Consider the following 15,804-nt stretch of genomic DNA (forward strand, 5'->3'; position numbering starts at 1 on the left):
TATGGACATACAGGCTATCAAAAACAGGTTTGGCATTATTGGAAATAGTCCCGCACTGAACTATGCATTGCAGGTGGCCGTACAAGTGGCCAATACAGACCTGACGGTGCTGATCAACGGTGAAAGTGGTGTAGGTAAAGAAGTTTTTTCGCAGATCATTCACACACTGAGTGCACGCAAACATAATCCCTTTATTGCTGTCAACTGCGGCGCCATACCGGAAGGAACGATTGATTCGGAACTCTTCGGCCATGAAAAAGGGTCCTTTACCGGCGCTGTAGACAGCCGCAAAGGTTATTTCGAAACGGTCAACGGCGGTACCATCTTCCTCGATGAAATCGGTGAAATGCCCCTTGGCACACAAGCCCGCCTGCTGCGCGTACTGGAAACCGGTGAATACATCCGCGTAGGCTCTTCCAAAGTACAGAAAACCGACGTCCGCGTGGTAGCCGCTACCAACCGCGATCTGCTGGAACGTACCCAGCACGGCAAATTCAGGGAAGATCTCTACTACCGGCTCAATACCGTTCCTATCCGTGTTCCCGCACTGCGCGACCGCAAAGAAGATATTCCTTTACTGTTCCGTAAATTTTCGGTCGATTTCTCCGAAAAATATAAAACACCTTCTATACAACTGGAAGAAGAAGCCCGCAATGTGCTCGTAAATTATCCCTGGCGGGGTAACATACGCGAACTGAAAAATATAGCAGAGCAAATTTCCGTTTTATCAACAGACAAACTGGTCACCGTCCATGATCTCAAACGGTTCCTGCCCGAACAACCGGAAATGAACCGTCTGCCCATGCTGGCGGCGCCGCAACAATCCCATGGTGGCGACTTTTCCAGTGAAAGGGATATCCTGTACAAGTTGTTCTTTGATATGAAGAAAGATGTGACAGAGGTGAAGAAAATGTTCTTCGACATTTTACAGAACCCGAATATGACGCATCCTACGGACTATCATCCGGAAAATCATGTGCTGCACAATTATCAGTCTAATAATAATAACGAGATGAATGTGCAGCCAACCAACATAAACAGTGCACAGCCGATCATCCTGCAGGATAATAAAATTGATCATCATGAAGAAGTGGAAGAAACGCTGTCCATTGCTGATAAAGAAAAAGAACTGATCGTAAAAGCCCTGAAGAAACATAAAGGCAAACGGAAAGATGCAGCCCTTGACCTGGGCATTTCTGAAAGAACGCTTTACCGCAAACTGAAAGAATATAACATCGCTGAATAAACGAATTAATATCATTATAACAATGATCACTACTATCAAAGCATTCATCACCATTGCCTTCTTTGCACTCCTGAGTGGTTGCAGTGTAAAATATTCCACTACCGGCGCCAGTATTGAACAGGGTGCCAAAACGGTAAATGTGCGTTTCATTGAAAACAGGGCGCCTATCAATAACCCGACTTTAAGCCAGCAACTGACACAAAAGCTGCGCGATAAGATCCAGTCGCAAACCAGTCTTACCCAGGTAAACGAAAACGAGGCGAAAGCTGATTACGAATTAAAAGGCAACATTACCGGTTACTCTTTTTCCAATGCGGCGGTAACAAATGTTGACCAGGCTGCCACTTCCCGTTTGAATGTGACCGTAAATATTACCATGATCAAACGTATAGGTGATAAGAAAGGGTTCAGCCAGTCATTTACCCGCTCCGCAGACTTCTCTGCCAGCCAGCTTCCCAGCACCGTAGAAAATAACCTGCTGCAAAGCACTATTATCCCCGGCATTGTGGATGATGTGTTTAACCGCTCTTTTGCAAACTGGTAGAAATATTCCAACGGCCCATAATTTTTATTACATTAGCGGACTATGATCGCAAACAGGATAATAGCACATGTCTTTCTTCAATCTGACCTGCAACAGGTAACGGAAGCAGCAATGGAACAGCTGGTGGCAGAACACCCCTATTTCTCTACCGCCCGCCTGTTACTCGCGAAGAAAGTATATAGCCATACCAGTGATCTGCGTAATGCGGCTGTTAAAAAGGCCATGTTATACACAGTACAGCCGCATCATTTTTATCAGTTCATCACAAACGCACCGGTAGCAACTACCATCCCGGAACCATTACCGGTGGATACCGTTGCTGCTGTGCAGGAAGAAACCCCGGAAGAAATAGCGCCTGTTGTAGCGGAAGAAGAAGAAATTGCTGTAGCAGCAACAATGACTGCTATAGCGGAAGAAGAAGCAATATCTGCGGAAGAAACAATGACTGCCGCAGTGGAAGAAGAAGAAATGCCGGTGGAAGAAACAATGACCGCTATTACACAGGAAGAAATACCTGCGGAAGAAACAATAATGACTGCCGCAGTGCAGGAAGATGAAATACAGGTAGAAGAAACAGTGGATGCCACTACTGTTACCTTATCGGAAGCACCCGCTGAAAAAACAGGAAAAACGACGAGCGCAGCCGCAGAGATCCGGGATACCCCCGATTCTACCCTGCCCATTAAAATATTCCCGCTGGCATTACCTGAAGAAGAAGAAACTGTCCTTACCTATCAACCTTTGTACACAGACGATTACTTCGCCTATAAACGGTTGAAAGACCCTGGCGGAGGGGATGAATTAAATGATCAGGGTATGGCAGAAATGAGAAGCTTTACATCATGGCTAAAGGAAATAAAAGATAGTTTTGCGGGGAAAACGAGTAAAGACTGGTATCACCAACAGTTGCACCGTATTTATGAGGAAGATGAAGAGCCGGAAGTATCTGAAACAGTAGAGAGAATGGCTATGGATTCTATCACTTTCAATAATGATATCGTGTCTGAAACACTGGCTGAAATCTGGGTGCGACAGCAACAGTACTCAAATGCCATCCGGATTTATCAAAAATTAAGTTTGCTTAATCCCGACAAAAACGCTTATTTTGCGCAAAAGATACAAGAATTAAAGTCACAAACAGATAAAAATAAACGGTAATATTTATGTTATTAATTTTCGGTATCCTGATCATATTAGCCTGTATTTTGTTAGGCTTCTTCGTGCTGATCCAGAACCCTAAAGGAGGCGGTTTATCCGGTTCATTTGGCGGGATAGGCAATCAGGTGATTGGGGTGCGTCAAACAACGGATGTTCTGGAAAAAGGTACCTGGATCATAGCTGTAGTTATTGCTATACTATGCCTGACCGCACCTTTCTTTATTGGTAAATCGGCTAAAGGACCAGTTTCTGCTCCTACCGCTGTAGAAAAAGCTTCAGCTGGTCAACCGGTTCCGCAGCAGGCACCTGCTCAGTTACCAGCACCTGCACCGCTGCCTGCACCTGATAAGAAATAATCTTACCTGAATAATATTTAATGAAACCTCGCCGTTAAAAGCGAGGTTTTTTCTTGATTACAAATTACTAATGACGGATTCACGGAGGAAATTAGCCAACAGACCATATCTCAATCTTATGCGCTCCTCCACAGCTCCGCAATTCGTAATCCGCACTTCGTAATTCTCTAAAACGGGTTATGGCAAAAAAAAAGAAACCTACCTCCATCTGGCTCAAACGATCACTCGTAATAGCAGCTTGCCTGGCTGCCGGCGCCCTGGTATACATTTCTTACCGGGTATTTGGTCCAAATACAAAAGCATTTGGTGACTCCCGCTATTTTTATGTACGTACCGGCAGCACGTATGCCAATGTACTTGATGGACTGGAAGATCAGGGCATCGTCCGCAACCGCGCCAGCTTTAACTGGGTGGCCAAAGAACTGAAGTATCCTTCCCGCGTAAAAGCCGGCCGCTATAAAATAACCAACGGCATGAGCAACTTCGATATCGTGAAGCTGCTGCGCTCCGGCAAACAGGTACCTGTTGTACTGGTGATCAACAAACTACGCACGAAAGAAGATCTCGTAAAGAAAGTATCCAATAACCTGGAAGCAGATTCCAACGCCCTGCGCGCACTCATGAAGGACCAGGTATACCTGCGGCAGTTCGGGCTGGACACCAACACTGTTATGTGTGCGGTAGTGCCAAACACCTACGAATTTTACTGGAATACCAGCGCGGAAACTGTCTTCAAAAAACTGGAAAAAGAAAGAGAAGAATTCTGGACAGCAGACCGCAAAGAACGTGCAAAGGCCCTGGGACTTTCCACTGAATCAGTAACCGTACTCGCTTCTATCATAGACGAAGAATCCAACAAAGCAGATGAAAAACCGCTGATTGCCAGCGTGTATCTCAATCGCTACCGTAAAGGCATGCGCCTGCAGGCCGATCCTACTGTAAAATTTGCTTTGCAGGACTTCGGTCTTAAAAGAATCCTTAAAGTGCATACGCAGTTTGATTCTCCGTATAACACTTACCGTTATGACGGTCTTCCACCCGGCCCTATCTGTACGCCATCTATAAAAACACTGAATGCTGTGCTGGATTCCCCTGAAACAGACTATCTTTATTTTTGCGCGAGGTCCGATTTCTCCGGCTACCACGCATTTGCAGCTACATATGCGGAACACCTGATCAACGCAAGAAAATACCAGGCAGAACTCAATAAAAGAGGATATTAAATATTGGGGGATTTTTTGATTTACGAATTTGGGGGGTTGAAGTCCATAGAAGATTGTTTGAGATTTGGTTTTTAAAACCCAACCCCCCACTGAAAATAAAATCCGTCAATCAAAAATCCGTCAATCAAAAAATCAACATCTTGGTCTTTAAACCCGAAAACATCATCTTTCGTTCACGCCCTTACAAATGGCTGGTCAACCGCAGCAAAACGCTGATCCTGCCAGGATTTGAAGGATTGCCGTTGTATGATGTACTTAAATATTTCGGGCAGGAAACCAAAAGCCGGGGCTTAGGCGACCGCGCCCGGGCCATCTCGTTTAATTTTCTCCTGGCTATCCCTCCTTTTTTCATCTTCCTGTTTACATTGGTACCCTATGTACCCGTGAAAAACATCGAGCCAACACTCTATGACCTGGCCCAGGACCTTACGCCCAACTACAATACCTATATGATCGTGCGGGAAATGATCCACGATTTCCTGTATACACACCGAAACGGGTTATTGTCTGTCGCCTTTCTGATGGGCTTCTTCTATTCCTCTAATGGGGTGATGGGTATACTGCGCTCTTTCAGCAAAATAGAAGGCGCCGGTTTTCGTAAAAGGAAATGGTGGCAGAACCGTCTCATTGCGCTGGAACTGACAGCCATCCTGGTACTGTTGCTGCTTATCACAGTAGCATTGGTGATTGCCCAGGGCGCTACCCTACGCTGGTTGTTTACCCTCATCGGTATAAAAAGTGAGCTCCTCCGGAATGTGATTGATATAGCCCGCTGGATCCTGATCATCATGCTCTTCTTTTCCATCAATTCTGTGCTATACAGGATTGGCGCCGCTACCACAAAAAAATGGAAATTTGTTACAGCAGGTGCTGCAGTGGCTACTATCTGCATGATCCTCGTCACCCTGGGCTTCTCTTACTTTGTTAATAATTTTGGCAACTACAATAAGATCTACGGTTCCATTGGTACTATCCTGATCCTCATGTTATGGGTCTTTTTCAACTCCTATATTCTGCTGATCGGCTTTGAACTCAATGCCAGTATCCGCGCCCTCAGCGATGCAAGACAGGAACGGGAAAAAGAAGCCGTTCTTCACCCGGAAGATCTGTCATAACACTTGATAAATATTTCTATTTTATTATATTTTGTTATATCTTTCTGTCATTTTCTTACACCTGGTAAGTGAGATCCTGTTGCATTATTATTTTTATCCTGGACACGAAAACCGTTTGCTATGCTCAAGTCCGCGCTCTATTTAACCTGTACCGTATTATTCACCACCTTTCAATCTATAGGAGAAACACCGCTGGAGCCGGGTGCTGCTATACCCAAACCGGAGACCCGCTGGCTGGATATTTCCGGAAAGGAAATTTCACTCAACACCGCAAAAGGTGGTAATGGTCTGCTGGTCATATTTGCCGGCAACCGTTGCCCGTACATGCTCCGCAACCAGGAAAGGTTACACCGCATCTGTACTTTTGCCCGCAAAAATAATATTGGGGTGGTGCTGGTCAATTCAAATGAAGCCAGCCGCGCAGAAGGAGAATCATTGACTGCCATGAAAGACTATGCAGCCGAACAGCAATACGCCTGGTATTATATTATAGATAAAAATGCAGCACTGGCAGATGCTTTTGATGCCAGCCATACACCGGAATCTTATCTCTTTGATAAAAACAGCCGCCTCGTATATAAAGGTGCATTGGACGATAGCCCCGGTAATGCCAACGCTGTTAAAACACAGCTGCTGCAAAATGCCATGAACGAAATGCTGGCAGGCAAAGCCCCGGCTATAAATAGTTCCAATAGCCTGGGGTGTAATATTAAGAGAAGACGATAAATAAATATTTTGGAATTTTTTGATTTACGAATTTAGAGATTTAAAATGCAGCGGAGATCTACGTAAAAATTCCGCTGCATTTTAAATCTCTAAATTCGTAAATCAAAAAATTCCAAAATATTTATTGTCCTACAAGGAAAACAGCATTACTAAACAACAGTTTGCCATTTTCCCAGAAGCTCCGGAATAACGGGTTGTCTGCCAGGATTACGATTTCGCCATTACCGATATCTTTCACGCCGAATATTAATCCGTCTTTCAGTAGTTTTCGTGTAGCCGTGCCTACAAATCCGCTGAGGTAATTATCTTTCTTCAGCACACCCACATTCCAGCCATTGCTGTCAATAAATTCATACAGGCGGCTATCCTGTCTTAAGGTGTAGTAGGTGCCGGGATAACCGAATGCCAGCGGATGTGTATCATCCAGCTCTACTTTGTAGATAGCGCCGGGAATAAACTGTTTCACACTTTCCCGCTCGCGGTTGGCGTAGGCTTTCAACGCATCATAAGTAGTGGGTGGTTCCGCTTTCTCTTTTGTATCCTTCGGCTTATTTTCTTTTTCTTTCTCTTCATCCTTCTTCTCTTCTTCTTTCTTCAGTTTAATACCCAGATCGGCGCCTGCTACCTGGGCAGCGGCGCCTTCCAGGGCAATCAGTTTTCCACCACTGCTGATCCAGTCTTTCAAACGCGCTGTGGCAGCCTTATCGCTGAATAACTTGTATTCTCCGTCAGGTAAAATAAGTACATCCGTTTCATCCCAGCTGATGGCATCCAAATTTCGTGCATCCACCACCGTTATAGGATAATCAAGTTGCTGTTCAAAGAAATGCCAGATCTCACCAACACCCAGGGAGGATACATCCTCTCCTGCTACCAGTACTACGTTAGGCGATTTGATATATCTTATTTTATCAGAACCGAAGTCGGTCCCTTTCTCTACAAAACCTGTAGACACTGCATCCAGCGTAATGTGAAAGCGGTTCGCCTCCCTGGTGACCAGGTTGTCAAACAGTGGCCCCTTGCTGGTATTGCCCGTACGGGTAATGATCAGCGTTCCCGCCGGAAATGTTTTGCCACCGGATGTAAAAGGTGTTTCGGTAAAACGCACCTTCACTTTATGTTGCAGCAATGCGGCCAGGAACTTTACATCGCGCACACTGTTCCAGGTAGCCAGGTAGGCATACGGCTGCTGTGCTACCAGGGGTGTATTATTACGCACCGCCGGTGAGTCCGCAGCCGGTGTAAGCGATTGCTTCACCGCATAGGCAGGCAGGCCATATGCATAAGGCATGGCCCATGCTGTAATATCATAGGTAACGGAGTCGGATAAACGGGATGTAGGCTCAAACAATACCCGCAGCATATTGGAGCGGGGTTGATAAGCATTGATCACCAGGTCTTCTTTATCAATCGTAAAATTTTCATTCTTTCCCGTGAAGTAATTGAAACCGCTGGCATTGGTGGTATTGGCGCCAAAGCCGAAGATAATATCATTTTTACGCAGCAGCTCTGCGAGGCTATTCAATTTCGCAGTATTACCCGCAGCCTTTACCACGTACGACTTGTAGCCGCCCTGCGGATTACGTTTGGCCGCTTCAAAATAACGGCTGTACTCCTGCAGTATCCGGTCTGCCTGCTGCGAGGCCACCTCTATGGTAGACATGCCCGTAGTATAGTGATGCGCAATGCGGTCTGTCAGCGTGAGGGTATCGCCATCCCTTTTCAGCACGGCCACACCTGCCCTGCCACTGCCGCCCTGTTCATAGGTCATGCCAATAGCGCCATTATACATCGGATAGGTATCACCATAACTGGGATAGAAAAGATCAAAACGTTCTTTGGTGAAATACAGCCATCCCTGCTGATCAAAATAGCGGGCGTTATTCTTCCCGATCATCACCTGCAACTCACGCTGCCATGGTGTGATAGCGTCGTGAAAAGGTTCTGCGGCAGGTGCAAAATAATAAGGTGCTTCTATTTCCTGTTCATGGAAATCCACATGGATCTGGGGCATCCACTGATTGTATTTACTGACGCGTTGCTGCGATTCCTGCTGCGTTTGCCAGGCCCAGTCGCGGTTAAGATCGAAGTAATAGTGATTAGGTCTGCCTCCCGGCCATGGTTCATTGTGCTCCCGTGAATACCGGTTCAGATCAGGTTTGCGGCTACGGACAGGATTGTAGAAATTAACATACCGTTCGTGGCCGTCGGGATTCAGACAAGGATCAATGATGATCACTGTATTTTTGAGCCATTGCTGCGTTTGTGCGTTACCGTTATTCACCAGTTCATACAATGTTTTCATGGATGCTTCTGTAGATACCGCTTCGTTGCCATGCACATTATAACTCAGCCATACGATCACCGGTTGCTTACCTGGCTGCGGCGTCTTCGCATTGGACAGGTCCAGGCTGTGTTGCCGAATCTCCTCCAGGCGGCTGAAATTCTCTGCCGAAGCCACAATCGCCATGATCAGCGGACGGCCTTCATAAGTAGTGCCGTATTGCTCCAGCTTCACATTTTTGGCTGTTGCCGCCACTTGTTTGAAATAGTCTACCACCTTGTAATGCGGGGTAAACTGCGTACCCAATGTATATCCCAGAAACTGCTCCGGTGTGGGCACCTGAGCCTGCATGCGGAGAAAGCCTGACAACAGGAACGCCAGTAAAATATATGGACGCATAGACAGCAGGAAGTTTTGTTAACGTAAGATAGGGATTGTTTTCTTAATTTCGACGCAAACACTCGTCCCATGCGTCTCCTCATTTTGCTTGGTATAGCCGTATGTACCGCGGCTGCGGCCTGCGCCCAACAACCGTTAGACCAGTTACGGCCCTACGATTATTCAGTTGAAAAAGATATCAAAGTATTGCATGGCGCGGTGGTATCAGCACATCCCTTGGCCAGCCGTGTAGGCGCTATTATTCTGCAACAGGGCGGCAACGCCGTGGATGCCGCCATCGCCACGCAACTGGCACTGGCAGTGGTATATCCCGGCGCCGGTAATATCGGCGGAGGAGGCTTCCTGGTGGCTCATCTTAAAAACGGAAAGAATATAGCCATCGACTACCGCGAAACGGCACCAGCCCAATCCGGCAGGGACATGTATCTCGACTCACTCGGTAATCCCATCACGCACCTGAGCCTCGACGGCCACCTCGCGGCGGGCGTTCCCGGCACCATCGCTGGCCTCTTCGCTGCCATGAAATACGCCAGGCTGCCGTTTGCAAAACTGATAGATCCTGCTATCCTGCTGGCAGCCAAAGGCTTTGCCATCACTGCCGCAGAGGCCAGTAATCTCAATGCCTTTAAAGCAGACTTTGAAAAGCTCAACACCGCTCCCACCGTCTTCATAAAAGAACAACCCTGGAAAGCAGGCGACACCCTCATCCAGCAGGAACTGGCGCATACGCTCACGCTTATACGGAATAAAGGCGCTGCCGGCTTTTACACCGGGGAAACGGCGGCCCACATAGTAGCAGAAATGAAACGCGGTAACGGCATCATGACACTGGCCGACCTCAAAAATTATAAAGCCCGTGAACGTACCGCACGCACGTTTAAATATAAAGGCTATACGATCGTGACGATGCCACTGCCTTCCAGCGGTGGTATCTGTTTACAACAGATGATGGGGATGGTGGAAAACTATCCGCTCGCGGAATGGGGCTTTCATTCTCCCCGCGCCGTACAACTGATGATAGAAGTGGAAAGAAGGGCGTATGCCGACAGGGCGCAATTCCTCGGTGATCCCGACTTCGTAAAAGTACCCGTGGCAAAACTCACCGATAAAAAATACCTCGCCACACGCATGCAGAACTTTATTCCCCTGCAAGCCGGTAGCAGCGATAGCGTAAAAGCAGGTGTATTACCGGAAAGCAACGAAACCACGCACCTCAGCATCATCGATGCCGATGGCAACGCCGTATCTGTAACCACCACCCTGAATGGCCACTACGGCAGCAGAACAGTGGTGGGCAAAGCAGGCTTCCTGCTAAACAATGAAATGGACGACTTCAGCGTAAAGCCCGGCGTACCCAATATGTACGGACTGGTAGGCACAGAAGCCAACGCCATTCAGCCTGGTAAACGGATGCTCAGTTCCATGACACCTACGATTGTATTACAGCAGCATTTCCCGCTGTATGCACTCGGCACCCCCGGTGGCTCTACCATCATCACCTCTGTATTTCAAACGTTAATGAATACACTGGAATTTGACCTGTCACCCGCCGATGCCGTGAACATGCCTAAATTCCATCACCAGTGGCTGCCCGATGAAGTAGCCGTGGAAAACGATTTCCCCGACAGCACCATACAGGCGCTACAGGGAATGGGGTACAAAATAGTGAAGCGGTCATCTATCGGCCGCACAGAGATCATTAAAAGATCACCCGACACCCGCTACCTGGATGCCTCCGGTGATAAACGTGGAGATGATAGCGCCGCAGGATACTAAATAAATTTAAACATCACTGAAATGATTCAGTCCATTTATTTAAACAGCATTCAGCAACGGTTCCGCACTTACCTGCAACTGGGCACCAAAACCATAGAAAGACTGGATGCCGCACAACTGCACTGGCAGCCGGAAGGACAGCCCAACAGCATTGCACTGATCATCAAACACCTGCATGGAAATATGTTGTCGCGGTGGACCGACTTTCTCACTACCGACGGCGAAAAACCCAATCGTCACCGCGACCAGGAATTTGAAGAGGACGACGCTACAAAAGAAACCCTGCTGCAACAGTGGCAGGAAGGGTGGGATTGTTTACTGAACACCATCAGCAACCTCCGGGATGCAGACCTGGAGAAAACGGTATACATCCGCAGCGAGCCCCATACTGTGATAGACGCGATCAACCGCCAGCTTGCACATGTGCCTTACCATGTAGGGCAAATCGTGTACATCGGTAAAATGATCCTGAAAGAAAACTGGGAAAGCCTGTCTATTCCAAAAGGTCAGTCGGAAGTTTATAACAAAGAAAAAACAGGAAATAAATAATAAGATGAAATTACGTATAGCCCTCACTGTTATAACCGCTATTGTTTTGCTCACTGCCTGTAACAGTGGAAAGACAAACAAACTACTTCAACATAAAAAATGGCGGGTGTATGATGTAAAAGTGCCCAAGGGAGATCCCTACAACAATACACAGATCATCCAGGCGAAAGATCTGAAGAACGGCTACTACAGCGATGTTTACTATCAGTTCCTCGATGACAATGTATTTGTTGCCACCATTGCGGGCAAGCCGGATTCCGGAAAATATTTCCTGCTCAGTAATGGCAAAGTAATTTCTGTTACGGCTTCCAATGGCTCCCGGAAAGCGGAGAACCTGGTCACGGTGGAGAAACTGGACGATAATTATTTTGACATGAAAGTTGTTTCAGGCGATTATCATTTTATTTTATGTACCAGGAAAGATTAATCTGCTATGCTCCATACAGACATTACACCCGGCAGAACCGTTTTCATTGATGGCAGAAGCTGCCTCTTTTTCTCCGGCTTTTCTTACCTCGGGTTACACCAGCAGCCGGAGTTCAAAGACAATGTTACAGCCGGAATAGCCAGATATGGAACGCTTTTCCCTTCTTCCCGTGCAGGCAACCTACGGTTATCCCTATACGAAGAAATAGAACATGCACTCAGTGTACAGTTACAACAACAGGCGGGCGTAGTATTTTCATCCGGCTACCTGGCGGCACAGGCAGCGGTACATTATGCCGCCTCCCGCGGACAGCTCCTTTACGCCCCGGAATCCCATCCTGCTTTATGGCACCGTGCCCCGGTAATTCCCACCATCAGCAGGGAAGCCTGGATCAGCGAAACGGTATCGAAAATAAATGATCAGCCTGATCATACCTATGTCATCGTTACGGATGCTGTAAACCCGCTTACCAGCACCATCCACTCTTTCGACTGGCTGCGTGATATCCGGCGCAAAGTAATGGTGCTGATAGACGATTCACATGGCATCGGTATCCTGGGTCCGGCCGGACAGGGAAGCGTTCATTTTCTGCCTGCTACCGATCAACTCCGCTATCTTGTCACCGCCTCACTGGCAAAAGCCTATAGCATTGAAGGCGGTGTAATAGCCGGTCATGCCGCTGATATTGCCGCTATCAAAAAGATGCCTTTCTTTACAGCGAGCACCCCAATGATGCCCGCAAACGCATACGCATGGCTGAATTCTATCAAATTGATAGAAAAATTACGTTTGTCATTACAACAAAATATTACGTACCTTTTGCGCCTTACAACAGGCTCACAAATTCACAACCCCCAGGGACTACCTGTTTTTGTGCTGCCCCAAACAAACAATCAACCAGCGTTGGTGGATTACCTGGCGGAAAGAGATGTGATCATATCCAGTTTCCCCTATCCCCAACCCCATAGTAAACCGGTAAACAGGGCCATTGTATCAGCCCTGCATGTGCAGAAAGATATGACAACACTGCAACAGTTTCTCAGTGAATTTGGTCTATAATCTAAATATGCAACCATGTCCGTTACAACAAAAATCATAGCTATCCTCACACTGCTATGCTCCGTCAATTATGCCGCAAAGGCCCAACAATCAGCACTTCTCTGGAAAATTTCTGGAAAAGATCTCCAGCATCCGTCTTACCTCTTCGGGACCATGCATCTCCAATGTAAAGACGAATTCTCTATTCCCCCGGCTGTTACCAGCGCCATGCACGAATCAACATCGCTATGCATGGAAATGGATCTCAGCGATCCTGAGATCCCCAAAAAAATAGACTCGCTGTTAATGCTCCCACAGGGAGATCCCTCTTTACATGATGATATGGACAGCACAAAATTCGATGAGCTCCTGCGGTATTTTAAAGACTCCCTGGGCATAGATCTGATAAAGCTGCAATCGGCAAAGCCCCTGCTTACCACTACCATCATGCTGCAAAGAGGCGTACCCTGCAAGCAGGCCATCTCTATCGAACGGGAACTGATGGAAACTGCCATCCGGGAAAATAAACCTTTATCCGGCCTGGAACTCGTGGAAGACCAGGTAAAACTATTCGACAGTATTCCTGATAAAGTAGAAGGAGAAATGCTCTTATCCCTGCTTCACGATATCCAGCACTCCTACAAAGATTATTACGAGATGGCCGCAGCTTATAAGCAACAGGACCTGCAAAAGATCCAGCAGCTTATCTCCTCAGTACCAGCGTTAAAAGATTACCAGGACCTGCTTTTGTATAACCGCAATGCTTCCTGGATCCCTAAAATAAAAGCACAGCTGGCAAAAGGATCAGTATTCTTTGCTGTAGGTGCAGGACACCTTCCGGGAGATAAAGGGGTAATAACACTGCTGCAGAAAGAAGGATATACGGTAGAACCGGTGACGGGAGTCAGTGTGGTACAAGGGAAGGAAAACAATACAGCACCGGTGCAATGATAAATATTTTGATGTTGGAATTTTGAGCGTGCAATGAATTACAGCTCAAAATTCCAACATCAAAAATTAAAGATATTACGCGTAGTGCTATTGCCCCCTCCCAGCCTCCCCCGAAGGGGGAGGAGAAAGGAAACGAGGGCTAATTTTGACCTTTGATTACAACCATTTTACGGATAATACCGGAGTACCTTATGTGACCAGATGACATAATCATAATATTACCAACCTACATTAGATAGCCACCTCTACGACGAAAATAAGCCCTCGTTTCCTTTCTCCTCCCCCTTCGGGGGAGGCTGGGAGGGGGCAAACACTATTTTGCTTTCCGGGTTGTTTTCGGCAACCTGATTTCTACCAGGTAAGATCCCGCCTTCTTGATCTGAAAACCAAAACGTGGGTTTACACTACAGGGAGCCGTTGGCAGATTAGGAATACTTTTATCAAGTATAACAAAATCGCTGGGAATCCTGTAATACATCAGAAATCCGCCATAGCCAGGTATTTCCTTTACCGGGAATGGGGTGATCTCAAAGTTGCAGATCATCGTGGAATCAGTATACTGCACCGGATGAAATTTTGCATAACTTTCAAAAGTAGGCCGGTCGCCGCGCTGAATGATTTCCCCGCTTTTTGGATTAAATGGTACCCCAAACTGATCTGTGATCTTCACCATCACCAAAGTTCCTGTATCTGCTACCTTTGAAATATTTACTTTCAGATCCCCCATGGTACCATTGGTGGTGGCAAAATCCTGGAACCAGCTACAGCCCTGCGCTTTCAACTCGGACAACGGCGGATCAAAAGTTCTCATCACGCCAATATTGGTAAATGTTTTAGTACCGGCAACATTAGTTACTTCCACATCATATTCATAGTCAACATCTACCGGGAGACTATCAGTAGCGCCGTTAAAAATAAACTGGCCGCTTTCCAGGAATTCAAAAGGTTTCATAGGTTTCAGTACCCTTTTGGCATCTACCTGTTCTATGGTAGTATCCACTGCCGGATCTATCGCGGTAGTATATACGTAGACAGGATATTCCCGGTAAAATTCATCTGCATGTTTTTTTGTACCTGCCCTTCTTATATCCAGCAGCTTTACCGTCATCGGCTGAGTGGTACCATCTGCAATGATAGAAGATGTTTTCTGGAAAGGGTTACCACGCTCTATTCTGATAGGACTGTCGGGCACATATAATCCATCACTTAAAAAACCTTCCTCAATCTTCTTACAGCCAGCAACCAGCAAAGCCACCAGTAGCACCGCGCCCAGTAGTCTTTTCATGCTATATTTATTTGACATAATGCGCAATTTTTTGAATGACCGGAGCCTATCTCCAATAGAAATAATGGTTGTTATTAATCACATGCAATACACCCGTTTTGGTGAGGATACCGGAGGTCTGCAACAATTCCTCTTTGTCTGTATTCTCCTGGGGAAATGCTTCCGGCAAAGGATCAGGATCTATTCCGTTAATAATTTTTGTGAGATACATATACTTCACAGGCTTTGAAAAAATGCCGCTATAATCAGTCGTTTCTTTCAGCCTTATGATAAAGTCCTCTCCTACCATATTCTTATAGACCTGCTTTTCGAGCGACAAATCGTCCCTTACTATTTTACCTTTATACAGGTAGGCGCTGATAGAATCCCTGAGTTCATTCACCGGAAAGCTATCCAGTGTATAGCGTACATTTTCGTCGTTGCTGGCAACCCGTAATAAGGAAGTCCGGATATCCAACAGGGCTTTGATAGAATAATCAGTAGGTGCAAAAAAGGTCACATCTCCATTAATTTCATTCTTCATACCTGCCCTGTCTATCAGCAATACAAGTGTATCAAACAAATTATTCTGTTTCAGGTAATCATAGGTACTCAGGTCTGATTGCGGGTTGGTGGGGCTTCCACCAAGGAAGTGATCATCCTTTTTGCAGGCGGTGATCAGCAAGGTGGCGAGTAATAATATTCCGCCACACTTTACTATATATATTTTCAGTTTGTTCATCATTTT

15 protein-coding genes are annotated in these 15,804 nt (G+C 46.5%); 12 read left to right on the top strand and 3 right to left on the bottom strand.

The window, feature by feature from the left end:
• Position 1 precedes the first annotated feature (1 nt).
• From ABQ275_RS16190 to ABQ275_RS16220, 7 genes are all read left to right on the top strand, one after another.
• Positions 2-1,246, top strand: coding sequence for a sigma-54 dependent transcriptional regulator (locus tag ABQ275_RS16190; protein WP_349314192.1), 1,245 nt, complete (start codon positions 2-4; stop codon positions 1,244-1,246).
• Positions 1,247-1,268: 22 nt separating this feature from the next.
• A complete protein-coding gene (locus ABQ275_RS16195; RefSeq protein WP_349314193.1) occupies positions 1,269-1,790 on the top strand; it encodes an LptE family protein in 522 nt (173 codons plus the stop codon).
• Between the two features lie 42 nt (positions 1,791-1,832).
• On the top strand, positions 1,833-2,948 hold the full coding sequence (locus tag ABQ275_RS16200; protein WP_349314194.1) for a hypothetical protein: 1,116 nt from the start codon (positions 1,833-1,835) through the stop codon (positions 2,946-2,948).
• 5 nt (positions 2,949-2,953) lie between these two features.
• Positions 2,954-3,304, top strand: a complete 351-nt coding sequence (gene secG, locus ABQ275_RS16205; protein WP_349314195.1) for a preprotein translocase subunit SecG — start codon at positions 2,954-2,956, stop codon at positions 3,302-3,304.
• 179 nt (positions 3,305-3,483) lie between these two features.
• Positions 3,484-4,527: an endolytic transglycosylase MltG gene (gene mltG / locus ABQ275_RS16210; protein WP_349314196.1), complete on the top strand. Its 1,044-nt coding sequence runs from the start codon at positions 3,484-3,486 to the stop codon at positions 4,525-4,527.
• A gap of 140 nt (positions 4,528-4,667) precedes the next feature.
• A complete protein-coding gene (locus tag ABQ275_RS16215) occupies positions 4,668-5,642 on the top strand; it encodes a YihY/virulence factor BrkB family protein (protein WP_349314197.1) in 975 nt (324 codons plus the stop codon).
• Positions 5,643-5,762: 120 nt separating this feature from the next.
• Positions 5,763-6,368, top strand: coding sequence for a redoxin family protein (locus ABQ275_RS16220; RefSeq protein WP_349314198.1), 606 nt, complete (start codon positions 5,763-5,765; stop codon positions 6,366-6,368).
• A 121-nt stretch (positions 6,369-6,489) separates the two neighbouring features.
• On the opposite strand, the gene ABQ275_RS16225 is transcribed toward ABQ275_RS16220, so the two are convergent.
• A complete protein-coding gene (locus ABQ275_RS16225; protein WP_349314199.1) occupies positions 6,490-9,051 on the bottom strand; it encodes a M14 family zinc carboxypeptidase in 2,562 nt (853 codons plus the stop codon).
• 69 nt (positions 9,052-9,120) lie between these two features.
• Here ABQ275_RS16225 and ggt point away from each other — a divergent pair, with 69 nt between their 5' ends.
• From ggt to ABQ275_RS16250, 5 genes are read left to right on the top strand one after another with little or no spacing between them, the layout of a single operon-like run.
• On the top strand, positions 9,121-10,827 hold the full coding sequence (ggt, locus tag ABQ275_RS16230) for a gamma-glutamyltransferase (RefSeq protein WP_349314200.1): 1,707 nt from the start codon (positions 9,121-9,123) through the stop codon (positions 10,825-10,827).
• 21 nt (positions 10,828-10,848) lie between these two features.
• Positions 10,849-11,376 carry a DUF1572 family protein gene (locus ABQ275_RS16235; protein WP_349314201.1) on the top strand — a complete coding sequence of 176 codons (528 nt, stop codon included), beginning with the start codon at positions 10,849-10,851 and terminating at the stop codon, positions 11,374-11,376.
• A 4-nt stretch (positions 11,377-11,380) separates the two neighbouring features.
• Complete coding sequence (locus ABQ275_RS16240; RefSeq protein WP_349314202.1) at positions 11,381-11,803, top strand: hypothetical protein; 423 nt, start codon at positions 11,381-11,383, stop codon at positions 11,801-11,803.
• Between the two features lie 6 nt (positions 11,804-11,809).
• Entirely contained in the window at positions 11,810-12,862 is a 1,053-nt protein-coding gene (locus tag ABQ275_RS16245) for an aminotransferase class I/II-fold pyridoxal phosphate-dependent enzyme (RefSeq protein WP_349314203.1), read from the top strand.
• 15 nt (positions 12,863-12,877) lie between these two features.
• The gene (locus tag ABQ275_RS16250) at positions 12,878-13,792 is read left to right on the top strand and encodes a TraB/GumN family protein (protein WP_349314204.1); all 915 of its coding nucleotides are present in this window, start codon (positions 12,878-12,880) and stop codon (positions 13,790-13,792) included.
• A gap of 313 nt (positions 13,793-14,105) precedes the next feature.
• Here the strand turns inward: ABQ275_RS16250 and ABQ275_RS16255 are convergent, their stop codons facing one another.
• The gene (locus ABQ275_RS16255; protein WP_349314205.1) at positions 14,106-15,077 is read right to left on the bottom strand and encodes a DUF5007 domain-containing protein; all 972 of its coding nucleotides are present in this window, start codon (positions 15,075-15,077) and stop codon (positions 14,106-14,108) included.
• A gap of 46 nt (positions 15,078-15,123) precedes the next feature.
• Positions 15,124-15,801 carry a hypothetical protein gene (locus tag ABQ275_RS16260; RefSeq protein ID WP_349314206.1) on the bottom strand — a complete coding sequence of 226 codons (678 nt, stop codon included), beginning with the start codon at positions 15,799-15,801 and terminating at the stop codon, positions 15,124-15,126.
• Positions 15,802-15,804 lie beyond the last annotated feature (3 nt).

Source organism: Chitinophaga sp. MM2321 (assembly GCF_964033635.1).
GTDB lineage: Bacteria > Bacteroidota > Bacteroidia > Chitinophagales > Chitinophagaceae > Chitinophaga.